The organism is Massilia sp. Se16.2.3, assembly GCF_014171595.1.
Taxonomy (GTDB): Bacteria; Pseudomonadota; Gammaproteobacteria; order Burkholderiales; family Burkholderiaceae_D; genus Telluria.
Genome location: NZ_CP050451.1, coordinates 5,304,938 through 5,331,057, shown reverse-complemented (window position 1 = coordinate 5,331,057; position 26,120 = coordinate 5,304,938). Strand labels below are relative to the sequence as shown.

The window sequence follows — 26,120 nt, the reverse complement described above, 5'->3', positions numbered from 1 at the left end:
GTGGTCTGGGGATGAAAGTATATTTCTTTCAGGTCACAGCTTGTAGGATGATGCCTACAAACAACAATTCATCAGTTTTACTTGTCCTGCATATATCGCACCGGTAGAATTTCCTCAAATAATCTTTCGTCAATCGACAGGCCGGCAGCATCATGCCGGGTCATCCCGGCCATGCCCCTCCAAACCATCCAATCGTTGCGTGCCAGCGGCGCTTCCGGGGCCTATTTCCGTCCCGGCGTGCTGCGCCGCCTGGCGGTGTTTCTCGCCATCGGCTTGCCGCTGGTCTGGGGCTTCGTCGTTTACCAGCGCCTGCAACTGACCGACACGGCGCGCGAGGACAGCCAGCGCAATGTCCAGAACCTGGCGCACGCCTTTGCCGAGGAAGTGCGCTCGAGCATGGTGACGATCGACCTGTCGCTCAGCCAGTTGCGCCTGAGCTGGCTGCGCAATCCCGAGCACTTCGCCGACATCGCAGGCGAACTCAACTCGCACCTGCACGGCACCCTGGCGATCAACCTGGCGGTGACGGATGCGCGCGGGCGGGTGGTGTTCTCGAATATCGCCGGCGCGCCTGCCCAGGTCGACCTGGGCGACCGTGACCATGTGCGCGCGCACCTGGGCTACCCTGGCGATGCGCCGCCCGACCGCCTCTACATCGGCACACCGGTCAAGGGCCGCCTGTCCGGACGCTGGACGGTGCAGTTCTCGCGTCCCATCCTCGACCGCGACGGCAAGCTGGCCGGCGTCATCATCGCCGGCGTCGCGCCGGACTATTTTTCCCGCTTTTACAGCAACATCAAGATTGGCGCGGATGCCTCGATCGCACTGGTACGCGTGGGCGGCGTCGTCATCGCCCGCACCACGCACGACCTCACCATGCGCGACAGCGGCAAGGTGCTGACGGGCTTTCCCTACATGCCGGGCAGCGGCTCCTACGGCACGTTCCAGCGGGTAAGCCGGCTCGACGGCGTCGACCGCCACTACGGCTGGCGCAGGCTGTCCGACTATGGCCTGGTGGTGACGGTCGGCCAGTCGGTGCGCGAGGCCGACGCCCAGTACGCCCGCCAGCAGGACAGCCTGCTCTACACGGGGATCGGGGTCTCCCCGGTGCTGGCACTGGCGGGCTGGGCAGCCGTGGCGGCCTCGGACAACCGCCAGCGCGGCATCGCCTCGCTGGCCGCAGCCGAGGCGCGCTGGCAACTGGCGCTGAACGCGGCGGCCGGCGGGGCGTCTGGGACTACAGTTTTTCCAGCGGCCTGGTGACCTTGTCGCCGAGCGCCCGGGGCATCGTCGATGCGCCCGCCACCCTGATGCCCTTCGACCGCAACGCCTTCCGCCTGATGGCCCATCCGGACGACGCCGCGCCAGTGCTGCGCGCGCTCGACGCCCACCTGGCCGGCGCCACGCCCGACTATGTCGTCCAGTACCGCACCCGCCTGGGCAATGGCAACTGGCGCTGGGTACTGGCGCGCGGCCAGGTCGCCGGCCGTGCCGTCACCGGCGAACCCCTGCGCATCGTCGGCACCGTGGCCGATATCGATGCGCGCAAGCTGCAGGAAGACGCGATGCGCCACCAGGCCCATCACGATATGCTGACCGGCCTGCCGAACCGCCTGCTGCTGGCCGACCGCCTGCGCCAGGCACTGCTGGCGGCGCAGCGCGAAGGGCACAAGCTTGGCCTCATCTTCTTCGACCTCGACAAGTTCAAGCCCGTCAACGACACCTATGGCCACGCGGTCGGCGACATCCTGCTGCAGCAGGTGGCCACGCGCCTGCGCGCCACCCTGCGCGCGAGCGACACGCTGGCACGCCTGGGCGGAGACGAATTCGTCGTGCTGCTGCCGCGCGTGTCCGACAGCGGCGACGCGCGCAAGGTGGCCGAGGACATCCTGCGCGAGCTGAACCGGCCCTTCGTCACCGAAGGGTTCACGCTGTCGATTTCCGCCAGCCTGGGCGTGGCGGTCGCGCCCGATTGCGGCGACGATGCCGACGGCTTGCTGCGCTGCGCCGATGCGGCGATGTACGATGCCAAGCTGCACGGACGCGGGCGCGTGGCCGTGCACGATCCTTCCCAGGCCTGCGTCGCGCCACCGCAGGCCGCCGCGCGCGCCGCCTGAGCCGCGTCCCGGCAGCGTCCGCCCTCAGCTGGCGCGCGCCAGGCGCACGTGGCCGATCTCGACACCGCTGGTCGGCAGGGTCGGCATGCGCGCCAGGCTGATGTCGAGGTTCTGCTGCGGCACGTCGTAGTCGACTTCGGTGGCCAGTAGCCGCAGGGCCGACTTCGTCAGCTCCACGGTCGCCATCTCGCCCGGACAGCGGTGGCTGGTGGCATATTCGCCGCCGCCCTGGGGAATCAGGTCGAAGCCGCTACCCTGCCAGCCATCGAAACGCTCGGGGCGGAAGCTGTCGCCGTCGCCCCAGGTACCCGGATGGCGATTCGTGCCGAACATGTCGAGCAGCACCCAGTCGCCCTTGGCGAACTGCAGCCCGTTCCACTCGAAGGCGGTGCTGGCGCGTCCGCCAATGGCCGGGAAGAAGGGGTAGTAGCGGCGCACCTCCTGTACGAACATCTGCAGCGCGGCATCGTCGCTGCCCACGCGTGCGCGCCATTGCGGGAACTCGTGCAGCGCCAGCGCGCCGAAGACGATGTAGCGTGCCACCGCCACCACCGGCCGCAGGATATTGATCAGCTCCACGCCGGCATGCTCCATCGACAGCACCTCGCCGTCGGCGTCGCGGTGGAAGGCGATCGTCGCCAGCGGGCTGGCTGGATCGACCGGGCGCCCCATCCGTACCGCCTCGATGTGGCCGCGCGCCCACTCCTCGGTATGGCGCCGCAGCGATTGCCCCAGCCAGTTGCGCGGACCGACCGCGCCGGCGCCGTCGATCATGGCCGAGAATTCGGCGGTGCGCAGCACGGCCTCTTCCTCGTTCACCAAAGGCACCCCGGCCCAGGCGCAGGCGGCGCGGCAGAGCACGGCCTGCGCTTCCCGGATCAGCACCACCTTGCGCAGCCGCGTCCAGCGCGCGAAGTGGCGGCGCCATTCGGCTTCGGCCAGCGCCACCAGGCGCGCACGGCTTTCCGGCGACTGGATCGCCATCATCATCGCCTTGCGCACCCGGTGCATCTCGCCGTCGAGGGTGTGGGCGCTGCCGTGGTCCTGCAGCAGGGCCAGCGCCGTGGGCGGGATCGCGCCGCGGCGCGTGAAGCGATTCGGCTGGTAGAACATGCGCGCTGCCGCTTCGCCGCGCATGCAGACCACGCGCTTGAGCATCAGGCGGGTGGAAAACATGTCGGTGCCGAGGGCGTCGCAGCGGTTGCCGATGAAACGGTAGCCTTCGCTGAGCAGCGCGGTGGTGTTGTCGAAGCCGGGCGCTTGCGGCACGGCGCGATGTACGGGCTGGGCGGATCGATGGTGCTCGGTCATGGTCGCTCTCCTTTTGATGCCGAGTGTGCCAGAGCGCGCCCGCGCGCAATGTGCGCTGGCGCGCGCTCGGCAGCTTGTCCCGCCTCATGTCGCGCCAATGTCGCACTTTATGCAACAGCAGCCGGTTGCCGCCGCAGTGAAGGCGCTGGAGGCGGGCGTGTTGTGGCAGCTCAGGCGCGCGCCACGCACTTGCGGGAACCAGCGGCAGGGCGATGTGTTCCAAGCTAGCGATGCCGGCACGGCGAGTTTTTCCTGGAGGCACTATGAACCGCTACCGCAAGCGCTTGCCCCAGCAGGGTGGCCGGCTGTTCCTGGCCGACGCCGGGCTGGAAACGATGCTCAGCTTCCAGCAGGGGCTTCACCTGCCCTCGTTCGCCTCCTTCGTACTGCTGCGCGAGGAGGAGGGGCGCGCCGCCCTGCGTGCCTATTTCGAACGCTTCGTGCGCCTCGCCCAGCTGCACCGCACCGGTCTGGTGCTGGAAACGCCGACCTGGCGCGCCAACCCCGACTGGGGCCGCAAGCTCGGCTACAACGAGCTCGCCCTGGCCGAGGCCAACCGCGACGCCGTGGCGCTGGTGGCGGCGGTGCGCGATGCCTGCGAAGCCGCCCCGGCGCCGGGCGCCACGCCCCAGGCAGGCGCGGCCATCCCCATCGTCATCAGCGGCAAGGTCGGCCCGCGCGGCGATGGCTACCATACTGGCGAGCGCATGGGGGCGGCCCAGGCGCACGACTACCACCTGGCGCAGATCGCCACCTTCGCCGCCACCGATGCCGACATGGTCGCCGCCTTCACCATCACCTACCCGGACGAGGCGATCGGCATCGTCGACGCCGCCGCGGCCTGCGACATGCCGGTGGCCATTTCGTTTACCCTCGAACACGGAGGCCGGCTGCCTTCGGGCGACCCGCTGGACGAAGCGATTGCGCGCACCGATGCCGAGACCGGGGCCTATCCCGCCTATTACATGATCAATTGCGCGCATCCGAGCCATGTCGAGCCGGCGCTGCAAACCGAGGGGCCTGGCGCCGGCGCCTGCGCGGCCTGCGCGCCAACGCCTCGCGCCGCAGCCACGCCGAGCTCGACGAATCAACCGAGCAGGGCGATGGAGACCCGCAGCAGCTGGGCGAGGACTACCTGGCCCTCCATGGGCTGCTGCCGCGGCTGAACATCGTCGGCGGTTGCTGCGGCACGGATGAACGCCACGTCGAGGCGATCGCGCGCCGCCTGCTGGCCGTGCAGCGCGAAAGGAGGGAAGACGTGTGATACGGGCCGGCAATCGCTGTGGCTCGGCAAGCCGCTGGCAGGTGCGAACGAAGAGCATGTCGCCCGTGCCCTGCGTTGCTACTGCGCCGGCTTGCCCGCCAGTGCCGTCGCCAGGTCGTCCGCCTCGGCCATCGTGCGCGGCAGGTAGATGCTGACCGTCGTGCCTTCGCCGGGCACGCTGGCAATGCGGATGTGGCCGCCGCTCTGCTTGACGAAGCCATGGGCCATCGACAGTCCCAGGCCCGTGCCCTTGCCTTCGGGCTTGGTGGTGAAGAAGGGTTCGAAGGCGCGCTCCATGACTTCCGGCGGCATGCCTTCGCCGGTATCGGTCACGGCGATGCGCACGTACTCGCCCGGTTCGATCTCCGGGTCGGCCGTGGCGGCGGCGCTGTCGATGGACAGATTGTCGAGCGCGATCGTCACCTTGCCCTTGCCGCCCATGGCATCGCGCGCGTTGATGACGAGGTTCAGGATCACGTTCTCGAGCTGGTTCGGGTCGACCAGGGCATTCCACAGCGTGGCGCCGCCGGCCAGGTCGATCGCCACCGATTCGCCGGCCGCGCGCTGCAGCAGGCTGTCCATGCGTTCGAGCAGGCTGCGCACGTTCACCACGCTCGGGTGCAGCGGCTGGCGCCGGGCAAACGCCAGCAGCTGCGCCGACAGTTTCGAGCCACGCTCGACCGCGTCGAGGATGCTGCGCAGGCGCTTCTCGGCATTGTTGTTCGACTTCAGCAGCAGCTGCACGTTGGCACTGATGATGTGCAGGATATTGTTGAAGTCGTGGGCAACGCCGCCGGTCAGCTTGCCCACCGCTTCCAGTTTCTGCGATCGGGCCAGCGCCGTGCGCGCCTCGTCCAGGCGTTGCTGGCGCAGCCGCTCGCGCGCCTCGAGTTCGCGCCGCGGGCGCAGGTCGCGCAGGAAGGCGCTGGCGCCGGCGCCCACTTCGGCGGGCAGGGCGGCGACGACGATCTCGACCGGCACCGGGCTGCCGTCGCGGCGCTGCGCGACGATCTCGAGCGGCACGCCCACGGCCAGGCCCCGGCCGTCGGGCGCGAACTGGGCAAAGCCGCGGCCGGCTGCACGCTGCTGGGGCGGCAGCAGCAGTTCGCCGACGTCGCGCCCGACTGCTTCCAGCTCCTGCCAGCCGAACAGCTGCACCGCCCGGGCATTCCAGTCGGTGACGCGGCCCCGGGCATCGACGGCAACGAAGGCGTCGTAGGCGTTCTGCAGGATCACGTACATGCGCGCGCGCTCGGCCTCGATATGTTCGTAGGCTTCGCGCAGCTCCAGCGTCATGGCCCGCGCCAGCCCCATCGCGCGGCGGCGGGCGCTGGCCAGCAGCCAGACGATCAGGGACAGCAGGAAGCCCAGGCCGACGCCGGCCACCGCGATTGCGCGCGGACGGCGGCTGTCGAGGCGCGCTTCGAAACTGGCGGAGGAGGCGATCTCGAGCGTCCACGGACGGCCGGCGACCGTGGCCGGCAGCGTCTGCTGGAATAGCGGCCGGCGCCAGCCCGCCGTGTCTTCGGAGCGGTACAGCAGCGCCGCCGGATCGGCACGCGGGCCGTCGTAGACCGCCACCTGCAAATCGGCCGCGTGGGTACCGCCGATGCCGCGCATCAGGTCGGCCATCCGGAACGGGGCATACACCCAGCCGGCGATGGCGGCGCGGCGCTGTTCGATGGTCGCGGCCGGCATGCCGGCGCGGTACACCGGCAGGTACATCAGGAAGCCCGGCTGGGCATTGCGGCCTTCCTGCACCAGCACCACCTTGCCCGGACGGCGGCGGCGCCGCTGTCGCGCGCGGCGATCATCGCGGCGCGGCGGGTCGGTTCGCCGTACATGTCGAAGCCGAAGGCGCGCAGGTTGCGCCCGGCAAACGGTTCGATATGGGTGATCGAGGTGATCAGGCCAAGGCTCGTGTCCGGATGAGTCGTGTAGTCGGGAAAGCCCTGGGCCCGCACCGCCGCCTGGTGCTCGGCCACCTGCCGGGGCGGAATGATGCTGGCAATGCCGAGCGCCTCGATGCCGGGAAAATGTTCCTGCAGATTCTGGATACGAAAATACTCGGCGAACTCGGCGCGGCTGATGGCGACATTGCCGCGCATGAAGCCACGGGTGCCGCGCAACACCTGTTCGTAGACGGCCATGCGCCGCCCTGTGCTGTTGGCCAGGTCGCGTGCGCGGTAGTCGAACTGGGCGCCGAGGTCGGCCACGACATCGCGGCGCGCACTGTTCCAGGCCCAATAGGTGAGCAACAATGAGGCAAGGAAAACCAGTCCAGCCAGCGCCAGGGGCGCCCAACCGCGCTGGGTGGGGACGCCGGGGAGGGGGCTGGTCTGCTTGGATTCCGGATGGGGCATGTAGTCTGGATGAGTGAGCGGCACGCTTGCGACGCAACACCACGATGCGGGCTCGCCCAGCGAGCATACGCGTCGGCGCCGCTGCGGGGCGCACGCTTTTAGGAAGGCCGAAGCTGGATTATCGCAGGGTTCAGCGCGCGTCCGCGCCGGCGTCGGACGGGACCCTGCCGGTGCGGTGGCATTCCGATGCGGGCGCCGTGGCTTGTCCCCGGCGGCATCGTGCCGTCGCCGCCAGCAAGCGTGCCGCCAGGGCCGGTGCCCGCAAAAAATCTATCCTGAATGCTACAATCCCGGGCCGCCCGCCGGCGGCTGACCGAATCCTTTCCATGAATCCCATGTCTTCCCTGCTGCGCCGTCATCCGCTGCCGGGCGCGCTGGCCGGCGCACTGTTGCTGGCCATCCTGTGGGGGGCGCTGGCCCCCTGCGCGACCCCAGCCACGAACGCCTGCTGACCTTCCCTGCGCGCACGAGCGCGAAGGGCGCGCCCCCTGCGCACGCTGGCCTTGCCGACCGAAGTGCGGCTGACCCCGGGTGTCCAGGACGTTTTGCTGCTGCGTAACCGCGATCGCGTCGCCCACGTGTTCGGGCCGGTCCAGTTGCCGCCCGGCCAGGAGTTCCGCCTGCCGTTCGAGCAGGCCGGCAATTATGCTTTCGCCTGCCCGGCGGTGCCTGGCGGCGAGCTGACGGTGCACGTCGTGCCCCTGCCCGACCCCGGCTGGGAGCGCCTGCGCTGGCGCCTGGCCGCGCTCGTCAACGGCTTGCGCACGCTGCCGCTGGTGGCGCCGGAAGGCTAGGGCCTGGCGACACCTTGTTCCCCGCGTCCTTGATCCTGGGCACCAGCGGCATCTGTCACGCACCTTCGACCAGGGCAGGACCTGGACCCTGCTTGCCTTGATTGCAATAATGCTCGTACACTGCGCGATGTCAAATTTATGTCATGGATGGATGAACGACGGCCATGTCGAATGCTTGAGGCGGCAAAGCCGCACCCCTGTCGTGAACGAAACGGGTAAATCGATTGAACGAGGCGAGCGATCAACTGCTTGCGTTCCGATTGAAACTGCTTTCCTGCCCCGGAATTAGAAAAATCAATTTGCTGAATAAAGGCTTATCCATGATACATCCCACCGCGCTAATCGACAGCAAGGCAAAACTGGGTTCCAATGTGAGCGTTGGCCCGTACACTATCATTCATGGAAACGTCATCATTGGTGACGACACGGTGATCGGTTCTCACTGCGAAATCGGTGTCCCTTCCGCATTGTCTGGCGGTACGCCGTTGGTGATCGGAAAGGCTTCGTTGATTCGTTCGCACAGCGTCTTTTACGAAGGTTCCGAGTTCGGCGACAAGCTGTCGACGGGCCACAGCGTCACCGTTCGCGAAAAGACGAAAGCCGGCGAAGCTTTCCAAATCGGCACATTGGGCGATATCCAGGGACATTGCGAGATTGGCGACTATGTCAAGTTCCACAGCAATGTGCATATTGGCCAGCACTCGACCATCGGAAATTATGTCTGGATTTTCCCTTACGTCGTATTGACCAATGATCCGCATCCGCCGAGCAATGTCATGATGGGGGTGACGATCGAAGACTACGTCGCGATTGCCACGATGACGACAATCCTGCCGGGCGTGACGGTGAAGTCAGGGGCGCTGGTTGGCGCTCACAGTTCGGTCAACAGGACCGTCGAGCCGGACAGCGTCGTTGCCGGCAGCCCTGCCAAGTTCATTTGCCATACCAGCGCCATCAAGCTCAAGGATGGGTCGGGCGAAAGTGCCTATCCGTGGAGAAGGCATTTCCATCGCGGCTATCCGGAGGCGGCGGTAGCAGCCTGGGTGGCCGAGTTTGCCTCCGCCGATACCGGGTCGGCGCGTTCGTCGAAGGATCCGAGCGCCTCTTGAAGGGCGCCGGCCCGTAGCGCCTGCTGCCTGGCAGGCTCGGCAGGCCTGGTACTTCCCCGCTTCGCCTGCGGATTCCTTGTGCATGGGCGGCCACATGCCCCAGCCGCCTTTCCGATCCCAATGCTGCCGGTCCCAGCCAGTCGACGCTGCCGGGGCCCGCTTTCCAGGCGAACGCGGCTCCCGCGACCGTGACCTTCCTGCCTGAATAATTGCCACCTGAGGAATTCACGCCAGGCGGGGAGATGTCCCTCTCGACGCTGCACATCGTCTCGGATTGGGGGGGCTGGCAAGTCGCTCCGAGGCGGGCACCGATGCCCCGCAATCGTGCTGCCCTCAGGTCGGCGATTCTGTCATGATGGGGCATGGCGACGATTTCCCTACCATTGTTCCCACTGAGCACGGTGCTGTTCCCGGACGGGGTGCTGCCGCTGCAGGTGTTCGAGGCGCGCTACCTCGACATGGTCAGCCGTTGCCTGACCGAGGACACGCCCTTCGGCATCGTCCTGCTGACCCAGGGACATGAAGTGCGTGCGCGCGGCAATGCGCCCGAGCGTTTCGTCGAGGGCGGCACCCTTGCCACCGTCTGCGATACCACCGCCACCACGCCGGGCCTGCTGCAAGTCGTCTGCCGCGGCGGCGCCCGCTTCGAAGTGAAGTCTTCGCAACAACGATTGAACGGACTGTGGATGGCCGATGTCGAACTCATCGAGGGCGACCAGGCGGTGCGCATCCCTGCCGAACTGCAAGGCGCGGCCGACGCGCTTGACCGTGTGCTCGCTTCGCTGCACGATGTGCCTCAGGAGCGCTGGCCGGTACAGCCGCCTTTCCGCCTGGAAGATTGCGGCTGGGTGGCGAACCGCTGGTGCGAGCTGCTGCCGCTGCCGAACACGCAGAAACAGAACATGCTCATGCTCGACAATCCGGTGATCCGGCTCGAGCTGTTGCACGACGTGCTGGACGAACATGGCTTGATCACTTCCTAGCGCTGCCATGAAATTTTCGGACGAACTCCTGATTGCTTTCGTCAACGGCGAACTCGCCGAACCGGCCCGTGCGGCCGTCGAGCGTGCAATCCGCGCCGACCCCGTCATTGCCGCGCGGGTGGCGCAGCACCGCGCCCGCCGCAGCCGCGTCTACGGCGTCGTCGCCGGCGGACGCGACACCGGCTCCCACGGCCCTTCCCACGGCGCCCACAGTGGCGCCAAGGTGGTCCAGCTCGACACCGTGCGCGCCGCGCGCACCGGTGTGCTGCCGCCGCCGCCGGCACCTCCTGCGCCGACCTGGGCGCGCCGCCACGTCGCCGCCGTCGTGGCCGCGCTGGCTGCCGGTGCGCTCGCGGGTGCCTTCGGCTGGCGCGCCTGGCAGGGCGAGGGGAACTGGCCTCGCTCAGCGGTGCCGACGGCGCCATCGTCGCCAAGGGGCACCTTGCCCGGGCCCCGGGTGGTCAGCTGGCCAGTCCCGGTCCCTCGGGGCGGGTACGCATCGGCATCAGCTTCCTCGGCAAGGACGGCAAGTACTGCCGCAGCTTCGTGATGGACACCACGGCGGGCCTGGCCTGCCGCGACGGCATGCACTGGAAGATACCGGTGCTGGCCCGGTGCGCTTGGCGCCGCCTGGATGGATGGCAATGGCCTGCCGCCCGCCGTCCTCGACGCCATCGGCCAGCGCATCGCCGGCACGCCGCTCGACAGCACCGCCGAACGCGCTGCCCGTGCGCGCGGCTGGAAGCGGGAAGGGTAGACGCCCGCCACCTTGCGCCCGCCATTGGCGGCGCTTGCCAGCCTGCGCCCGGACCTCGCAGTCGCCCGCCGGAGCAATTTCCGGCCAGGCAGAGGAGAGCCTCCCGAGGCAAGCCAGCACGATTCCATATACACTGTCTTGATTTTGCGGTAACCTTGAGGGCGCTATAGAGTAATCTCTACGTCCGCGCCACGGTTTTTGCCGGCGCAACCTGCCACCGAGCCGGCCGCGCGCCGTGCCCCAGCCGGCGGCTCGCCCGCCCCTCCAGACTTGTCAGCGCCGGCCCCAGCGTGGGCGCGTTGCCGCAGCCGCCTCGCGCGTAGAGCCATTGATTTAATGCCCGGAAAGAATAATGTCTGAAACACCGATGAACAACGAAGCTGGAGAAGTAACGGGCGCCGCCGTACCCGACACCGTGCCGGACGCCGTACCGGACGCCGTAGCGGATGTCCGCTTTGCCGACTTCGGTCTGGCACCCGAGATCCAGCGCGCCCTGAACGACCAGGGCTACGTCCATCCGACCCCGATCCAGGCCCAGGCCATTCCGATCGTCCTCCAGGGCCGCGACGTCATGGGCGCCGCCCAGACCGGTACCGGCAAGACCGCCGGTTTCTCGCTGCCCATCATCCAGTTGCTGCTGGCCCACGCCAACCCCAGCATGTCGCCTGCGCGCCACCCGGTGCGCGCGCTGATCCTGACGCCCACGCGCGAGCTGGCGGTGCAGGTGGCCGACAACGTCAAGGCGTATTCGCGCCACACGCCGCTGCGTTCGACCGTCGTCTTCGGCGGCATGGACATGAAGGGGCAGACCGCCATCCTGAAAAGCGGCGTCGAGATCGTGATCGCCACGCCGGGCCGCCTGCTCGACCACATCGAGCAGAAGAACGTCAGCCTGGCGCAGGTGCAGATGCTGGTCATGGACGAAGCCGACCGCATGCTCGACATGGGCTTCCTGCCCGACCTGCAGCGCATCATCAACCTGCTGCCGAAGAAGCGCCAGAATTTGATGTTCTCGGCTACTTTCTCGCCAGAAATCAAGAAGCTGGCCAACAGCTTCCTCGACAAACCGGTATTGATTGAAGTGGCGCGCAGCAATGCCACCGCCGAGAAGGTCACGCAGGTCGTCTACAAGGTCGACGAAGAACAAAAGCGCGACGTCGTCGAATTCCTGATCCGCCAGCGCGAGCTGAAGCAGGTGATCGTGTTTTCCAACACCAAGATCGGTGCCTCGCGCCTGTCGCGCCACCTGGAACAAACCGGCATCAAGGCCTCGGCGATCCACGGCGACAAGACCCAGCAGGAACGGATGGCCGCCCTCGAGTCCTTCAAGAAGGGCGAGATCGAAGTGCTGGTGGCAACCGACGTCGCCGCGCGCGGCCTCGACATTTCCGACCTGCCGTGCGTGATCAACTTCGATTTGCCCTACAACGCGGAGGACTACGTGCACCGCATCGGCCGTACCGGCCGCGCCGGCGCCTCGGGCGACGCCCTGTCGGTGTACTCGGACAAGGACGAGCGCTTGCTGGCCGACATCGAGAAGCTGATCAAGCAGACCATCACGCGCGGCGAGCTGGCCGGTTTCGCACCACGTGGCCGCGGCCGCGATGCCGAACGCGGCGAACGTGCGCCACGGGGCGAACGCGTCGAACGCGGTGGCGAGCGTGGCGGCGAACGCAGTGCACCGCGCCGCGCCGACGCCGATGTGCGTCCGGCACGCAGCTACGGCGCCGGTCCGTCGCCGCGCCGCGAGAAGGTCGATCCGTGGTTCCTCAAGCCCTACGAGCCTGCCAGCGCACCGCGCCAGGAAGCCGCACCGGCGGCTTCAGGCAACGCCCGGGCAAGCCGAAGCAGAAACTGGCCGCGCTGCTGGGTGGCCTGCCGAAGCCGCAGCCGCAGTAAGCCGCCGGCGCAAGATCTGGCCGGATCAACGCCGGCATCGATTCACTCGGTCGCGGCGGCCCGTGGCAGGATCGCGAGCACCCGCGACAACAGCTCTTCCTGGTGGTAGGGCTTGGTGAGGATATCGAACGGCTGGGTGCGCGACACTGCCGGCAGTTCGTCCATGTAGCCGGTGGTGATCAGGATGGGCGTATCCGGCCGGCGCGCGCGTACCTGGTCGGCCAGCTGCAGGCCATTCATCCCGCCCGGCATCATCACATCGGTAAATATCAGGTCGACTTCCTTGCCTTCCGTGAGCAGCGCCAGCGCCTGCTCGCCGCTCGGCACCGCCATCACCGCGTAGCCAGCTCCGCCCAGCACGCTTTCGGCCAATTCGCGCACGTCCTCGTTGTCTTCAACGACCAGGATGCGCGGCTTGCTCGCTTGCTCTTCTGCCGAGGCCGGTTGCGTGGCATCGGCGCGGGTCGCTGCCTCTTCCTTGCTGTCGGCCGGGAAGATCATGCGCACCGTGGTGCCGCGGCCGGGCGTGCTGTCGAGTTCAAGGCGTCCACGCGACTGCTGCACGAAACCATGCACCATTGCCAGACCGAGGCCCGTGCCTGGTCCCTTGGTGGTGAAGAAGGGTTCGGTCGCGCGCCGCATCACTTCCGGGGCCATGCCTTCGCCTTCGTCGATGATCGACACGATCACCTGGCCGCTGGCGGCCGGCCCGTCCTGGCTTTCCGGCCTGTCCGGCTGCCACTGTGTGCGCACCCACACCGCGCCGCCTTCTGGCATGGCATCGCGCGCATTGATGATGACGTTGAGCAGGGCCATTTCGAGATGGGTCGGATCGAGCCAGCAGGAGGGCAGGCCGGGATGCAGGTCGAGTTGCAGCCGCACGCGGTCGCCCAGGGTGCGTACCAGCAGGTCGGAAAATTCGGCCAGCAGGGCGTTCAGGTTGACCCGGCGCGGCTCCAGGCGTTGCTTGCGCGCGAAGGTCAGCAACTGCTGGGTCAGCTTGCCGGCCTTCATCGCCGCGCGCTGGGCGCGCTGGATCGGCTCGGCCGCCCGGGTATGGGGGCCGAGTGCCAGCATCGCGAGCTCCAGGTTTCCGTTGATCACCTGTAGCAAATTGTTGAAGTCGTGCGCCATGCCGGCGGTCAGCTGGCCGATGGCTTCCATCTTCTGCGCCTGTACCGAGGATTGTTCGATCGCGCGGCGCTGGGTGATGTCCATCTGCGAGGCGAAAAAATACAGCAGCTCGCCGTCCTGGTCGAAGATCGGTCCGATGTACAGGGCGTTCCAGAAGGCGCTACCGTCGGCCTTGTAGTTCAGGACGTCGACGGCCACGGCGCGCCGCTCGGCCAGGGCGGCGCGGATCTCGTCCACCGTGTTCGGGTCGGTTTGCGGTCCCTGCAGGAAGCGGCAATTGCGGCCGATGACGTCCTTCTCTTCGTAGAGCGTGAGGTCGAGGAAGGCGCGGTTGGCGAAGGCAATCGGATTGTCCGGCTGGCGCGGATCGGTCACCACCATCGGCATGCGCGTCATTTCGACGGCGGCGAAGAAGATGTTGCCGCGGTCCTGGAGGCTCGGGTTTTCGATATAGCCGGCCTGCCAGTGCTTCATGCCCGGATTGCCAAGCGGATTGAAAGCGCTGCCCTCGACCTCGCCGTCGGCAGGCACGCCGACGCTCTGGCCCTTACCCTGCAGGTCAAGGGCCTTGCCCGCACTCTCTTCAGGGGTCGATCCGGTAGCCATGGGTTCCTTTCGCGCCTTCCGCAGGCGGCCGTATGTCGTTGCGAGGTAGTACCGGCTCGATGCTAACGCGGAGGCGGGTTCGCCAACTGTGCGCGTCTTCACCGAATGTCCGAAACGAAAAAGCCGACGGGCGGGAGGCGGATCAACAGCGCGCACCTTAGTAATTGAGTAACAACGCGCACATCATGCTAACATTCGCTATTGCGTGCTGATGACTTAGGGCGACAGGCCGTAACTCGCACAGCCGCATCGTGGGCGATCTTGTGCCAATACCTCGACGCCTGCCGACAGGCCCCCGTATCAACATGAACTGCCCGTGCCAGACGCGTGCATGCGAACGCCAGTCCGAGTACCAGCGGCACGCCGCTGGCAGCTCAGGTGGATACACCACGCGTCCTGTTGGCAATGTCCAACCTCATGCATGGAAAATGGAATGATTATAGTTACCGGCGGGGCCGGATTCATCGGCTCGAATTTTGTCCTTGGCTGGCTGGCGCATTCCGACGAGCCTGTCATCAACCTCGACCGCCTCACCTACGCCGGCAACATCAAGAATTTGCACAGCATCGAGGGCGACCCGCGGCATGTCTTCGTCAAGGGCGACATCTGCGACCCCGCGCTCGTTGCCGAACTCTTCAGGACCTACAAGCCGCGCGCCATCGTGCACTTCGCCGCCGAAAGCCATGTCGACCGTTCGATCCACGGGCCGGCCGAATTCATCCGCACGAACATCAACGGCACCTTCACCCTGCTGGAAGCCGCACGCGCGTACTGGAGCGGCCTCGACGGCGACGCGAAAGCTGCTTTCCGTTTCCTGCACGTCTCGACGGACGAAGTCTACGGCACCCTCGACGCCGCTGCGCCGCCATTCTCCGAAACGACACCTTACGCGCCGAACAGCCCCTACTCGGCAAGCAAGGCAGCGTCCGACCACCTGGTGCGTTCCTACCATCACACCTATGGCCTGCCGACGCTGACGACCAACTGCTCGAACAATTACGGGCCGTACCACTTTCCCGAGAAACTGATCCCGCTCGTGATCGCCAATGCGCGCGCCGGCAAACCGCTGCCGATCTACGGCGACGGCCTGCAGGTGCGCGACTGGCTGTACGTGGGCGACCACTGCGCCGCGATCCGGACCGTGCTGGCTGGCGGGCGGACGGGCGAGACCTACAACATCGGCGGCTGGAACGAAATGACCAACCTCGAGGTGGTAACGCGCCTGTGCGCGCTGCTCGACGAACTCGAGCCGAAAGCCCAGGGCAGCTACCGCGACCAGATCACCTATGTCACGGACCGGCCAGGGCACGACCGCCGCTATGCCATCGACGCCCGCAAGATTGAACGCGAACTGGGCTGGAAGCCGGTCGAAACCTTCGAGACCGGCATCCGCAAGACGGTCGAGTGGTACCTCGCCAACGATGCCTGGGTGCGCGACATCCAGTCGGGCGAGTACCTGACATGGATCGACCGGAACTACACGGCCAGGGACGCTACACCCGGAGTATCGCCATGACGACAAACATCCAGCGCAAGGGGATCATTCTTGCGGGCGGGTCCGGTACCCGCCTGTACCCGGTCACCCGCAGCGTCTCGAAGCAATTGCTGCCTGTGTACGACAAGCCGATGATCTACTATCCGCTGTCGACCCTGATGCTGGCCGGGATCCGCGACATCCTGGTCATCTCGACGCCGGAAGACACCGGCCGCTTTGCCGAATTGCTGGGCGATGGCAGCCAGTGGGGCCTGAACCTGAGCTATGCCGTCCAGCCCACGCCCGACGGCCTGGCACGCGCCTTCGTGATCGGCCGCAGCTTCGTCGGGCAATCGCCCTCGGCTTTGATTCTCGGCGACAACATCTTCTACGGTACCGACCTCGAGGCGAAGCTGCGCTCGGCCGGCGAGCAGCCTGAAGGCAGCACGGTGTTCGCCTACCACGTGCACGATCCCGAACGCTATGGCGTCGTCGCGTTCGACCAGGAGCGCCGCGCGATCAGCATCGAAGAGAAGCCGGCCGTGCCGAAATCGAACTACGCCGTCACGGGCCTGTATTTCTACGACAACGATGTCTGCGATATCGCCGCCGGCATCACGCCATCGGCGCGTGGCGAATACGAAATCACCGACGTCAACCGGGTCTACCTCGAACGCGGCCGCCTCGATGTCGAAATCATGGGTCGCGGCACGGCCTGGCTGGACACCGGCACCCACGATTCGCTGCTCGAGGCGGCACAGTTCATCGCGACCATCGAAAAGCGCCAGGGCCTCAAAATCTGCTGCCCTGAAGAAATCGCCTACCGCAAGAATTACATCGATGGCGAGCAGCTCGCCAGGCTGGCCGCGCCACTGGAAAAGAACGGCTACGGCCAGTACCTGCAGCGCGTGCTGAACGACCGGGGCGTCTGAGCGCATCTGCTCGGCGCAGCGTCGAAGGCGGTGCGCCTGCCCGGCAGGGCGGTGCCTTGCCGCCTTGCGGGTCGTTCAGCGATATCGAGGATGGAATCTGGCCGGCAAGCGCTTGCGTGCGCCCTTGCCTGCCATGTCGGCTGTTGCCACGAACAAAAAAGGCGCCGGCGCAATGTGCAGATTACAATAGTAAAATTTTCTATCTTACAATTTCAATATGCGCCTCGCCGCGCAGGTTCCAGTGAGGGTAATACGAATGCAGCAAATTAATGACTTGTCCGCGCGGATCGGCCAGTACCAGGAGCAGATCCAGGCAGCGGTGGCGCGCGTGATCGCCAGCGGCTGGGTAGTGCTCGGACCGGAAGTGAAGCAGTTCGAGCAGGCCTTCGCCGCCTACATCGGCGCCAGCGACTGCATCAGCGTTGCCAACGGCACCGATGCGATCGAACTCGGCCTGAAGGCGATCGGCGTGGCCGCGGGCGACCGTGTCGCGACCGTCGCCAATGCCAGCATGTACACCACCACGGCACTGCTGGCCATCGGCGCCGAGCCGGTGTTCATGGACGTCGACCTCGACAGCCGCTGCGCCAGCCTGGCCGAAGTCACCCGCGCGGTCGATGCCGGGGTCAAGGCCGTCGTCGTCACCCACCTGTACGGCCTGGCGGCGCCCGAGATCGCCGGGATCGCCGCTTTCTGCGCGCAGCGCGGGTGCCGCTGTTCGAGGATTGCGCCCAGGCGCACGGCGCGGCTATCGGCGGCAAGCGCACCGGCACCTTCGGCCTCGCTTCCAGCTTCAGCTTCTACCCGACCAAGAACCTCGGCGCCACGGGCGACGGCGGCGCCGTCGTCACCAGCGACCCGGATGTGGCGCGCCGCATGCGCGCCTTGCGCCAGTACGGCTGGTCGGACAAGTACAAGGTCGATGTCGCGGGCGCCCGCAACAGCCGCCTCGACGAGATGCAGGCGGCCATCCTCAGCGCCTTCCTGCCGGGCCTGGACGACGCCAATGCGCGCCGCCTCGCCATCGCGGAACGCTACCGTGCCGGCTTGTCCCATCCGGAAGTCCAGGTGCCGCAAGCCGGCGGTTCGGCCTACGTCGGGCACCTGTACGTGATCCGCAGCCCACGGCGCGACGCGCTGCGCGCGCACCTGCGCGAGGCCGGTATCGCTTCCGATGTCCATTACCCGATTCCGGACCACCGCCAGCCGGTGTTCGGTGGGCGCTATGCCGAGGTGCGCCTCGACAATACCGAGCGTCTCGCCGCCGAAATCCTGACATTGCCGTGCTACCCCGAGATGCGCGACGCCGACGTCGACCGCGTCGTGGAGGCTGTCAACGGCTGGGGCAAATGAAGTATTCCGTCGTTATCCCGGTCTACCGGAACGCCGAATCGATTCCGCGCCTGGTCGAGGCGCTGATCGGCATGAACCGCGCGCTCGATGGCGAGATGGAAGCGGTGTTCGTCGTCGATGGCAGTCCCGACCAGTCGTTCGCGCTGCTGCGCGAGCACATCGAACGCCTCGACTTCCCGGCCCAGCTGCTGGCGCACTCGCGCAATTTCGGCTCGTTCCCGGCCATCCGGACCGGCCTGCAGGCCGCCCGCGGCAGCTTTTTTCGGCGTGATGGCGGCGGATTTGCAGGAGCCGCCCGAGCTGCTCGTCGCGTTCTTCAGGGCGCTTGCCGCCGACGAATGCGATGTCGCCATCGGTACCCGCAACGCCCGCAACGATCCGGCGTCCTCGCGCCTGGCGTCGTCCCTGTTCTGGGGCATGTACCGCAAGCTGGTCGTGCCCGACATGCCGCCGGGTGGCGTCGACGTATTCGGTTGCAACACCGTCTTCCGCGACCAACTGCTGGCGCTCGACGAGTCGCGCTCTTCCTTGATCGCGCTCATCTTCTGGCTCGGTTTCCGGCGCAAGCTGGTCGGCTACGAGCGCCTGGTGCGCCAGGAGGGCAAGTCGGCCTGGACCCTGAGCAAGAAGATCGACTACATGATGGACAGTATCTTCGCATTCACGGACTATCCGATCCGCCTCTTGATGCGCATTGGCGCGCTCGGCTCGGCCGCGTCGCTGGGCGTCGCCCTCATGGTGGCCGTCGCCCGGCTCGTCGGTGCCATCTCGGTACCGGGCTACGCGGCGACGATGCTCGCGGTGCTGGTGCTGGGCGCACTCAACCTGCTCGGCCTCGGTTCCTGGTCGGTACCTACGCCTGGCGTGCCTACGAAAACAGCAAGCAGCGGCCGCTGGCCGTGGTGGCGATGCGGGTTGCCAACCGGGTCGGGTGATGCCGGCCGGGTTCGGCAGCGGGACCGTGCTGGCGCGCCGATGATCGCTGCCGGCCGCGGTACCCGGAGGGGCGATGCAGCGGGGAGGGCGGCGCGGTCGCCGCACTCACATCTTTCCTATTTATGAACGAAAGCGGTAATGTTATGACGCAAGCTGTTTCCCCATTCGTGCACGACGGTGCCGAGGTTGCCGGCGATTGCCATCTGGGGATTTCGTCGTCGTCTATGCCGGCGCCCGCCTGGCCGGCGGCAGCCGGGTCGAGGGTTTCACCCAGCTCTGGCCTGGCGTGCGTCTCGAGCAGGGGGCGTCCCCGGGCCCTGGCGTGACCTTCGAGCGCGGCGCCGACGGTGCGCCGGCCGACATCGTCGTCGGCGCGGGTGCCCGCATCGGCGCCGGCGCGACGGTGCGCTGCGGCGTGACCATCGGCGGCGGTGCGGTCGTCGAGGCCGGCACGCTGGTGGCACAATCGGTTCCCCCGTATGCGATCGTCTCGGGCGTGCCGGCGCGCATTACCGGTTACGTCGAGAAGTCGCCGGGCTCGGGTGCCCGCCTGTGGCACAACCAGGCCGAGTTCCCCGAGCGCCAGGCTGTGGTGCCTCTCGGCGTCGGGGACGTGACCCTGCATCGCACGAAGCTGGTGCGCGATCCGCGCGGCGATCTCTCGGTCGGCGAATTCCCGCGCGACATCCCGTTCGACGTCAAGCGCTACTTCCTCGTGTTCAACGTGCCCAGCGAAAAGACGCGCGGCGAGCACGCCCACCACAAGTGCCACCAGTTCCTGCTGTGCGTGAAAGGCAGCTGCGCCGTCGTCGTCGACGATGGCCACGACCGCTGCGAAGTGCTGCTCGAGTCGCCCGACATGGGCATCCACCTGCCGCCGCTGACCTGGGGCATCCAGTACAAGTATTCGAGCGATGCGGTGCTGCTGGTGTTCACCTCGCACTACTACGAGGCCGAGGACTACATCCGCGACTATGCCGAATTCGTCGACATCGTGCGCGGCAAGCAAGCGCAATAATGAAGGACAAGCCTTGACGATGACGCCTGCCGCCAGGGGCCCGGACTGGCAACGCTGGCTGCGTTTCCTGTGCGGAGGCGCGGCCAATACGCTGTTCACCTACCTGCTGTACCTGGGGCTGATCCAGCTGTTGCCCTACCAGGCGGCCTATCTTGCCGCCTACGTCGTCGGCATCGTGCTCGCCTACTGGCTCAATGCCCGCTTCGTCTTCAAGGTGCCCCTGTCCTGGCGCGGGCTGTTCGCGTACCCCGTGGTCTACCTGGTGCAGTACGTGGTGGCGGCCGGCTTGCTGGAGGTGCTGGTGAAGCTCGGCGGGGTGCCGCCGGCCTACGCCCCGCTGGTGGTCACCGCGGTGCTGTTGCCGCTTACCTATCTGATGAACAAAGTCGTGTTGAGGCGCAGTGCGCGCCCGGCCGTCCCGGTACCAGCTTCGAAACATGAAAACCAATAAGCAAAACGTCGGCTCCGTGCTGTTCGCACCCGTATCGATGCGTTCGATCCTGCGCCGCGAATGGCCGTGGTGGCTGGCCGGCGCCATCGTGAGCGTCGTGCTGGCGAGCGTGCTGATGTCCGGCTGGCCGAACGGCTTGCTGCCGGATCTGCGCGTGCCATACAGCTATTCGGGCGATGGCATGAGCCATGCGTGGATGGCACAACGCGTGATCGAAGGCTGGATCTTCGACAATCCCCGCAGCGGCTATCCCTTCGGTTCGAATTTCCTCGACTACCCCGGCTCCGATAGCGGCAACCTGCTGGTGCTCAAACTGCTGGGGCTGGTGACGGATAGCCCGTATGCGGCCGTCAGCCTGTATTTCCTGGCCGGTTTCGCCGTGACCTTTGTCTGTGCCTACGGCGCCATGCGCGCTTTCGGGCTGCATCGGCCGTTCGCACTGGCCGGTGCGATGCTGTTCAATTTCGTGCCCTTCCACTTCCTGCGCTTCGACCACCTGTTCTACACCTGGTATTTCGTGGCCCCCCTGTTTTTCCATATCGCCTTGCGCATCGCGAACGCCTCGCGCGCGGCGCCTCCGGATGGGCCGCAAGGGCGGCTGTCCGGATGGCTCGCCGCGGCGTGCCTGCTTGCGCTGGGCTGCTTCGGCGTGTACTACGCCGCCTTCGGCCTGATCCTGCTGGGGTCGTGTTCCCGGCGGGGCTGCTGGGGCCGCTCGACCTGAAAGCCGTGCGCCTGGCGGCGCTGGCCATCTGCCTGGTCGTGCTCGGGGTGCTCGCCAATGTCGCACCGAACGTGGTGCACAAGTACCGCAACGGACCGAACCCCGAGGTGGCCCAGCGCAGCGCGGTCGACGCCGAACTGTATGCGTTCAAGCTGGTCCAGCTGGTGTACCCGAGGCCGGACCACCGCAGTTCGCGCGCCGGCAACATGACGAAGCGCTACAACGAGACCTTCCCGCTCGTGAACGAGAACTTTACGTCCAGCCTGGGCGCCGTTGGCGCAGCCGGCTTCCTCGGCATGTTCCTGCTGCTGTGCGCCGTGCTGGCGGGACGCAAGGTCGATCGCAAGCTCCAGCTGGTCGCCTTGCTGAGCTTCGTGCTCTTCATGTTCGGTACCATCGGCGGCTTCGGTTCCCTGTTCGCGCAGCTGGTCACGTCGGCCCTGCGTGGCTGGAGCCGGATCAGCATCTTCATCGCGTTCGGGGCCCTGCTGTTCTTCTTCATGGTACTGCAGGCGCTGTGCCGGCGCTTCCTGGGCGAGCGCCGGCTGGCGCTGGCCGCCGTCGCCGCGGCCGTCACGCTGGTCGGCCTGTACGACCAGACCACGACCGCTTGCCGCAGCTGCATTGCGGCGACGCAGACCCGTTTCGAGCGCGACAGCGACTTCGTTGCCGCCATCGAGCGTTCGCTGGCCCCGGGCAGCGCCGTCTACCAGCTGCCCTACATGCCGTTTCCCGAGGTGCCCAACCAGGTACGCCTGGCAAGCTACGACCTGGCGTCGGGCGTGCTCAATTCGCGCTCCCTGAAGTGGAGCTATGCAGGGATGAAGGGCCGCAACGGCGACGGCTTCTTCCGCGCACTGGCGCAGGAACCGGTCGAGAAGCAAATCAAGGTCATCCGCCGCCTCGGCTTCGCGGGCGTGTATATCGACCGCCGCGGCTATGCCGACAATGGCCAGGCGATCGTCCAGCGCTTCACCGAGGCACTCGGGCACGGTCCCGCCATCGAGCGCGCGGACAAGGAAATCGTGTTCTTCCCGCTCGGGCCCGGCAGCACGCCCCAGGCCGAACTGGCGGGACTGAGCGACGTCGAGCTGGCGGCCAGGGCCGGCTTCATCGCCGACCGGCACGGGCTGCGCTACGAGGCGAGCCTGGCGCAGGGGATCGATTTCAAACGGCCCGACTACCCCATATTCGTCCGGGACATCGCCGGTCTCTCCGTTCCCGAGGCATGGGGACGCTGGACCGACGCGAGCCTCGCGCCGGCCCTGCGCATCGATTTCGCCGCTCCCTTGCCGCGCCGTTTCACGCTGGTGCTCGACGCGCGGCCATTCGGCCCGAATGCGGGACGCGAGCTGATCGTGCGCATGGGAAGCCATACCCTGCGCATCAAGCTGCAGGATGGGCCGGCCGAATACCGGCAGGTGGTGGACCTGGCGGACGAGTCGGTCAGCCGTATCGAACTGGTACCGCCGCAGCCGACGTCGCCGCAGGAACTCGGCCAGAACGGCGACCAGCGCAAGCTGGGCATCGGCATCGCCCGCCTGGCGATCGAGTAGGCGGCAGCAGGCGGTATCGACGGCCGGGGTCTCCCGGCCGTTGTCGTTTCATGGGCAGGATGGGTCCTTGCGGCATGCGCGCCGCAGCCCGGAACACGCTGAGCGCGGGCGCGCCGCGCAGGCGGCCATGTCATGGGGAAAAGGTGCCAGCCTGGGCGCGGCAGCGCGCCAGGCCGGCCGGGCGTTCAGGCTGCCGCCGCGAATGCTGTCGCGGGCAGCGACAGGTCGAATCCGGACGGCTCGCCGTCCAGCACGCGCAACAATTGCTCGGCGTTCTGGCGCCAGGTCCGCGACGGCATCGCGCCCGAGCCCGGGACGGTGCCGGCGGCGCGGCGTTCCAGCCAGTCGCGCACCGCGGCGGTCAGTGCCGCCGGTTCCATGCCGTCGAAGTAGAGTGCATGCTCCTGTGCGACCTCGCGAAACACCGGCAGGCCACGCGCCAGGATCGGCAGGCCGTAGCGTGCCGCCTCGATCAGCGGCAGGCCGAAGCCTTCGCCTTCGCTCGGTTGCAGCAGGCAGGTGCTGTTGCGGTAGATGGTTTCGAGGAGCTGGTCGTCCACGCCCTGCAGCCACAACAGGCGTTTGCCCGCTTCCGGGTGCTTGCCCAGGCGCTCGACGATGGTCGGGATGGTGCGCCGCTCGGCTTCCGGCAATCCTTTCCAGCCTTCGTTGCCGACGATGACGAGGTTGACCTGTTCGCCCTCCGCCCACAATTGTTCGAACGCGGCCAGGGTCTGCAAATGGCCTTTACGGGGCTCGATCGTGCCCACCATCAGGAAGCTCGGGCGCGCGCCCGGGGTGGCCGCCATCTCGACCGCCGCCGCGGGGCTGGTGCCGCTTGCAGGGGCGTGGTCGATGTCGGCGCCATGGTGCAGTACCGCCAGCTTCAGCGGGCGTGGCGGCGGGTTGTCCTGCCGTCCCAGCCAGTCCTCGGCCTCGCGCGCGACTGCCGCCGAAATGCACAGCAGGCGGTCGGCATTGGCGGCGATGCAGCGCAGCCAGTTGGCGTGGATGCGCTCGGATTTGCTCGGGAAAAATTCGGGGCGCAGGACCGGCAGCAAATCATGGATCAGGAAATTGATCGATACGCCGTGGGCCCGCAGCTGCGCATAGACGCCGGCGCGGGCCGCTTCGCAGACCGCCACCGGGGAGTAATCGGCGCTGTAGAGGAGGTCGCCGGGCTGGAAGTCGATTGGCGCGTCGTGCAGGGCAGGCGCGTGGATGCCCAGCAGCTGCACCGCGTAGCGGCGCGCGTAGCGGTAGTGCCAGCTGCCGCCCTCGGCGCTCAGGTAGACCGGCTCGATGCGCACGCCATGCTGGCGCAGGCGCAGCAGCTCGAGCAGCTGGGTACGCACGACGCGCTCGATGCCGGTCTTCAGGTCGTGCTGGACGATTGTCGAGACGTCGACCAGCAACTGGCGTGGCGCCAGCGGGGACGGTGCGCGCGCCAGCGCCGCGGCGAGGGTGCGCAAGGCCGTGTCGTCGGCGCCGACCGACGGGAGCGATGCCAGCGCCGGCAGCAGCGCGTGGGAGCTCGACTCGGCCTCGACCATCGCCAGGTCGAGCGCATCGCGGTAGCGCGCGGCGCAGTGGTCCGGGCGATGCTGGCTGCGCAGCAGGTCGCGCGCGCGGCCGCCCAGCTCGTCGCGGCGTTCGCGGTCGCGGTGCAGGGTTTCCAGCGCAGCGACGAGCTCGGCCTTCTCGAAATGGTCGGGCAGCATCCACACGGCGTCGTGCGGCAGGGCCGCCATCGAACCGTTGGCGTTGACGATGGCCGGCAGGCCGTAGTTCATGACATCGAGCACGGCGGCCGAGGTCTCGCCGCGCGAAATGCTGCGCAGCTGGACGCCCAGGTCGGCCGCCTGCAGGTACTGGTGATAGGCGGCGTCGTCGGTCCAGCCGGCGATGCGGACGGTGCGGCCGGCGCCGGCATCGTCGATGGTGTCGGTCAGGCGCGCGCCGAACTCGCCGGCGTGGTTGGCGCCGACCAGTACCAGCATGCAGTTCGGATCCTGGTGCAGGCTCGAGGCCAGCCACGCATCCACCAGTACGTCGCTGAGCTTGCTCGGGCCGATATAGCCGAATGTACACACGAGGAAGGTATCGTCGGCGATCCCGAGCGCGGCACGGGCGGCCTGGCGGTCCTGCAGCGCCGGGGCCGCGCGCGGCAGCGGCACCACGGTCCAGTTGCGGGCAGCCTCGGGGCCATACCATTGCTGGGCCAGCTGGAGCGCGTGCTCGGAATGCACGATGATGCGCGTCGCTCCCTCGAGCACCTCGAGGTTGCACGGAAAGTCGTTCATCGCCGCCGCGTGGTTGTCGGGCAGCTGGCTGGCCTGCAGGGCGCCGAAACCGTGCGAGTGGAACAGCGAATCGCTCCAGGCGTTCGGGATCCCGCCGGTCATCTGCTCGTAGGCCAGCACGCTGCTCAGGAAAAAGTCGTGCAGGACCACCACGCCCGGGTGCTGGCTCAGCAGGCCGAACATGTCGCTGTGGAAGGGGCTGTTGCCGAACTGGTAGAGCAGCTGGTCGAATTCGTGCGCGTGCTCGGCCAGCCAGGCGGTATCGTGGCGCGGCAGGGCGGCCAGCGCCGGCGACAGCACGACCTCTTCCTGCTGGACGATCAGGGTGATCTCGAAATCGTCGAGCATGGCCGGCAGCAGCTGGGCCGCGTAGTCGGCAATCCCGGTACGCTCCGGCGGCAGCGGCGTGACGAAGGCGAGCCGGCGCCGGGTGCGGGGAGGAACAGGCGCCGTGTCGCCGCCAGCATGGCGCTGTTCCGGGGCGGCCAGCAGGGCGCGCGCCGCGCCGGCCGGATCGGCCGCATCGCGCTGCAGCACGCGGCGTTCGTCAAGCCGGGCGGCAGCCTGCTCGCGCGCGGCGTCGGACAGCGCCAGCACCAGGTCGGCGCGGCCGAGCAGGGCCAAGCGGCTGTCGCGGAAGACCTGCTCGGCCGCGTCGGACGGCGCGGCGGCAGCCGCGGCCGGGTCGAGCAGCAGCGCAACCAGCGGACCGTGCCCGAATTCGCCGATCGACAGCACGCTGGCGTCGTCGCAGCCGTCGAACGGCCCGCAGGCGAGCACGGCGTCGGCAACCAGCTGCGCGATCGTGAATTCGCGCACCAGCTCGCTGGCACGGCGGCGCTCGGCACTGGCTGCCTGGCGCAGCTGCAGCGGGAGCAGGGGATCGAATACGCGGATGTGCTGCGGCGCCAGCAGGCCGGCCAAGCGTGCACGCAGCTCGGCCACCCGGGCAGGGCGCCGTTGAGCAGGATGCGGAAGCTGTGCGCACCGGGCGCGTGCAGCAGCGCCATGGCAAGCGCGAGCGCGCGCTGGCCCT

21 protein-coding genes and 3 pseudogenes are annotated in these 26,120 nt (G+C 67.5%); 19 read left to right on the top strand and 5 right to left on the bottom strand.

Annotation, left to right across the window (positions count from 1 at the left end; translation table 11 throughout):
* Positions 1-171: 171 nt before the first annotated feature.
* Complete coding sequence (locus tag G4G31_RS24430; RefSeq protein WP_182989758.1) at positions 172-1,263, top strand: cache domain-containing protein; 1,092 nt, start codon at positions 172-174, stop codon at positions 1,261-1,263.
* Positions 1,260-2,117 (top strand): sensor domain-containing diguanylate cyclase, encoded by an 858-nt coding sequence (locus tag G4G31_RS24425; RefSeq protein WP_182989757.1) that lies wholly within the window; start codon positions 1,260-1,262, stop codon positions 2,115-2,117. Before G4G31_RS24430 ends, G4G31_RS24425 begins: the two co-directional genes overlap by 4 nt.
* A 24-nt stretch (positions 2,118-2,141) precedes the next feature.
* On the opposite strand, the gene G4G31_RS24420 is transcribed toward G4G31_RS24425, so the two are convergent.
* The gene (locus G4G31_RS24420) at positions 2,142-3,428 is read right to left on the bottom strand and encodes a cytochrome P450 (protein WP_182989756.1); all 1,287 of its coding nucleotides are present in this window, start codon (positions 3,426-3,428) and stop codon (positions 2,142-2,144) included.
* A gap of 263 nt (positions 3,429-3,691) precedes the next feature.
* Here G4G31_RS24420 and G4G31_RS24415 point away from each other — a divergent pair, with 263 nt between their 5' ends.
* Positions 3,692-4,594 carry a homocysteine S-methyltransferase family protein gene (locus tag G4G31_RS24415; RefSeq protein WP_229425232.1) on the top strand — a complete coding sequence of 301 codons (903 nt, stop codon included), beginning with the start codon at positions 3,692-3,694 and terminating at the stop codon, positions 4,592-4,594.
* Positions 4,549-4,692 carry a homocysteine S-methyltransferase family protein gene (locus G4G31_RS27295; protein WP_229425667.1) on the top strand — a complete coding sequence of 48 codons (144 nt, stop codon included), beginning with the start codon at positions 4,549-4,551 and terminating at the stop codon, positions 4,690-4,692. The genes G4G31_RS24415 and G4G31_RS27295 overlap by 46 nt, the downstream gene beginning before the upstream one ends.
* A gap of 78 nt (positions 4,693-4,770) precedes the next feature.
* Here the strand turns inward: G4G31_RS27295 and G4G31_RS27820 are convergent, their stop codons facing one another.
* Together G4G31_RS27820 and G4G31_RS27815 are read right to left on the bottom strand one after the other, a co-directional pair.
* Entirely contained in the window at positions 4,771-6,459 is a 1,689-nt protein-coding gene (locus G4G31_RS27820; RefSeq protein WP_267873639.1) for an ATP-binding protein, read from the bottom strand.
* On the bottom strand, positions 6,417-7,055 hold the full coding sequence (locus G4G31_RS27815) for a CHASE domain-containing protein (protein ID WP_267873638.1): 639 nt from the start codon (positions 7,053-7,055) through the stop codon (positions 6,417-6,419). The genes G4G31_RS27820 and G4G31_RS27815 overlap by 43 nt, the downstream gene beginning before the upstream one ends.
* Positions 7,056-7,558: 503 nt before the next feature.
* On the opposite strand from G4G31_RS27815, the gene G4G31_RS24405 reads away from it, so the two are divergent.
* The 6 genes and pseudogenes from G4G31_RS24405 to G4G31_RS24385 all read left to right on the top strand — a co-directional run bounded on the left by G4G31_RS24405 (position 7,559) and on the right by G4G31_RS24385 (position 12,597).
* Complete coding sequence (locus G4G31_RS24405) at positions 7,559-7,849, top strand: hypothetical protein (RefSeq protein WP_182989755.1); 291 nt, start codon at positions 7,559-7,561, stop codon at positions 7,847-7,849.
* A gap of 224 nt (positions 7,850-8,073) precedes the next feature.
* Complete coding sequence (locus G4G31_RS24400) at positions 8,074-8,958, top strand: acyltransferase (RefSeq protein ID WP_229425231.1); 885 nt, start codon at positions 8,074-8,076, stop codon at positions 8,956-8,958.
* 362 nt (positions 8,959-9,320) lie between these two features.
* On the top strand, positions 9,321-9,941 hold the full coding sequence (locus tag G4G31_RS24395) for an LON peptidase substrate-binding domain-containing protein (protein WP_182989754.1): 621 nt from the start codon (positions 9,321-9,323) through the stop codon (positions 9,939-9,941).
* Positions 9,942-9,948: 7 nt separating this feature from the next.
* Entirely contained in the window at positions 9,949-10,491 is a 543-nt protein-coding gene (locus G4G31_RS24390) for an anti-sigma factor (protein WP_229425230.1), read from the top strand.
* Between the two features lie 84 nt (positions 10,492-10,575).
* Positions 10,576-10,698, top strand: coding sequence for a hypothetical protein (locus G4G31_RS27810; protein ID WP_267873637.1), 123 nt, complete (start codon positions 10,576-10,578; stop codon positions 10,696-10,698).
* A gap of 352 nt (positions 10,699-11,050) precedes the next feature.
* Positions 11,051-12,597, top strand: a pseudogene (locus tag G4G31_RS24385) (DEAD/DEAH box helicase).
* Between the two features lie 42 nt (positions 12,598-12,639).
* Here G4G31_RS24385 and G4G31_RS24380 read toward each other — a convergent pair.
* Positions 12,640-14,337 (bottom strand): histidine kinase famiy protein, encoded by a 1,698-nt coding sequence (locus G4G31_RS24380; RefSeq protein WP_182989753.1) that lies wholly within the window; start codon positions 14,335-14,337, stop codon positions 12,640-12,642.
* Positions 14,338-14,770: 433 nt separating this feature from the next.
* Here G4G31_RS24380 and rfbB point away from each other — a divergent pair, with 433 nt between their 5' ends.
* The 9 genes and pseudogenes from rfbB (at position 14,771) to G4G31_RS24340 (ending at position 22,781) form a co-directional block, all read left to right on the top strand.
* Positions 14,771-15,853 carry a dTDP-glucose 4,6-dehydratase gene (gene rfbB / locus G4G31_RS24375; protein WP_182989752.1) on the top strand — a complete coding sequence of 361 codons (1,083 nt, stop codon included), beginning with the start codon at positions 14,771-14,773 and terminating at the stop codon, positions 15,851-15,853.
* A complete protein-coding gene (gene rfbA / locus G4G31_RS24370; protein WP_182989751.1) occupies positions 15,850-16,743 on the top strand; it encodes a glucose-1-phosphate thymidylyltransferase RfbA in 894 nt (297 codons plus the stop codon). The genes rfbB and rfbA overlap by 4 nt, the downstream gene beginning before the upstream one ends.
* 217 nt (positions 16,744-16,960) lie before the next feature.
* Positions 16,961-18,096 (top strand): annotated as a pseudogene (locus G4G31_RS29570) (DegT/DnrJ/EryC1/StrS family aminotransferase).
* Positions 18,093-18,296: pseudogene (locus G4G31_RS27270) on the top strand (glycosyltransferase); the annotation flags it as partial. The pseudogenes G4G31_RS29570 and G4G31_RS27270, both read left to right, overlap by 4 nt.
* A 70-nt stretch (positions 18,297-18,366) precedes the next feature.
* The gene (locus tag G4G31_RS24360; protein WP_229425705.1) at positions 18,367-19,158 is read left to right on the top strand and encodes a hypothetical protein; all 792 of its coding nucleotides are present in this window, start codon (positions 18,367-18,369) and stop codon (positions 19,156-19,158) included.
* Between the two features lie 70 nt (positions 19,159-19,228).
* Positions 19,229-20,050, top strand: a complete 822-nt coding sequence (locus tag G4G31_RS24355) for a WxcM-like domain-containing protein (protein WP_229425228.1) — start codon at positions 19,229-19,231, stop codon at positions 20,048-20,050.
* A 19-nt stretch (positions 20,051-20,069) separates the two neighbouring features.
* Complete coding sequence (locus G4G31_RS24350) at positions 20,070-20,501, top strand: GtrA family protein (protein ID WP_182991913.1); 432 nt, start codon at positions 20,070-20,072, stop codon at positions 20,499-20,501.
* Entirely contained in the window at positions 20,488-21,225 is a 738-nt protein-coding gene (locus G4G31_RS24345) for a hypothetical protein (protein ID WP_182989750.1), read from the top strand. The genes G4G31_RS24350 and G4G31_RS24345 overlap by 14 nt, the downstream gene beginning before the upstream one ends.
* The gene (locus G4G31_RS24340) at positions 21,189-22,781 is read left to right on the top strand and encodes a sugar translocase (protein ID WP_182989749.1); all 1,593 of its coding nucleotides are present in this window, start codon (positions 21,189-21,191) and stop codon (positions 22,779-22,781) included. The genes G4G31_RS24345 and G4G31_RS24340 overlap by 37 nt, the downstream gene beginning before the upstream one ends.
* A 185-nt stretch (positions 22,782-22,966) precedes the next feature.
* On the opposite strand, the gene G4G31_RS24335 is transcribed toward G4G31_RS24340, so the two are convergent.
* A complete protein-coding gene (locus G4G31_RS24335) occupies positions 22,967-26,029 on the bottom strand; it encodes a glycosyltransferase (RefSeq protein WP_182989748.1) in 3,063 nt (1,020 codons plus the stop codon).
* Positions 26,030-26,120: the final 91 nt, after the last annotated feature.

Coding starts and splice junctions, on each gene's coding strand:
- G4G31_RS24420 (WP_182989756.1), bottom strand. CDS start 3,428: ATGACCGAGCACCATCGATCCGCCCAGCCCGTACATCGCGCCGTGCCG.
- G4G31_RS24380 (WP_182989753.1), bottom strand. CDS start 14,337: ATGGCTACCGGATCGACCCCTGAAGAGAGTGCGGGCAAGGCCCTTGAC.
- G4G31_RS24415 (WP_229425232.1), top strand. CDS start 3,692: ATGAACCGCTACCGCAAGCGCTTGCCCCAGCAGGGTGGCCGGCTGTTC.
- G4G31_RS24395 (WP_182989754.1), top strand. CDS start 9,321: ATGGCGACGATTTCCCTACCATTGTTCCCACTGAGCACGGTGCTGTTC.
- rfbA (WP_182989751.1), top strand. CDS start 15,850: ATGACGACAAACATCCAGCGCAAGGGGATCATTCTTGCGGGCGGGTCC.
- G4G31_RS24345 (WP_182989750.1), top strand. CDS start 20,488: ATGAAAACCAATAAGCAAAACGTCGGCTCCGTGCTGTTCGCACCCGTA.
- G4G31_RS27810 (WP_267873637.1), top strand. CDS start 10,576: ATGGATGGCAATGGCCTGCCGCCCGCCGTCCTCGACGCCATCGGCCAG.
- G4G31_RS27815 (WP_267873638.1), bottom strand. CDS start 7,055: ATGCCCCATCCGGAATCCAAGCAGACCAGCCCCCTCCCCGGCGTCCCC.
- G4G31_RS24360 (WP_229425705.1), top strand. CDS start 18,367: ATGGCGGCGGATTTGCAGGAGCCGCCCGAGCTGCTCGTCGCGTTCTTC.
- G4G31_RS24390 (WP_229425230.1), top strand. CDS start 9,949: ATGAAATTTTCGGACGAACTCCTGATTGCTTTCGTCAACGGCGAACTC.
- G4G31_RS24350 (WP_182991913.1), top strand. CDS start 20,070: ATGACGCCTGCCGCCAGGGGCCCGGACTGGCAACGCTGGCTGCGTTTC.
- rfbB (WP_182989752.1), top strand. CDS start 14,771: ATGATTATAGTTACCGGCGGGGCCGGATTCATCGGCTCGAATTTTGTC.
- G4G31_RS24430 (WP_182989758.1), top strand. CDS start 172: ATGCCCCTCCAAACCATCCAATCGTTGCGTGCCAGCGGCGCTTCCGGG.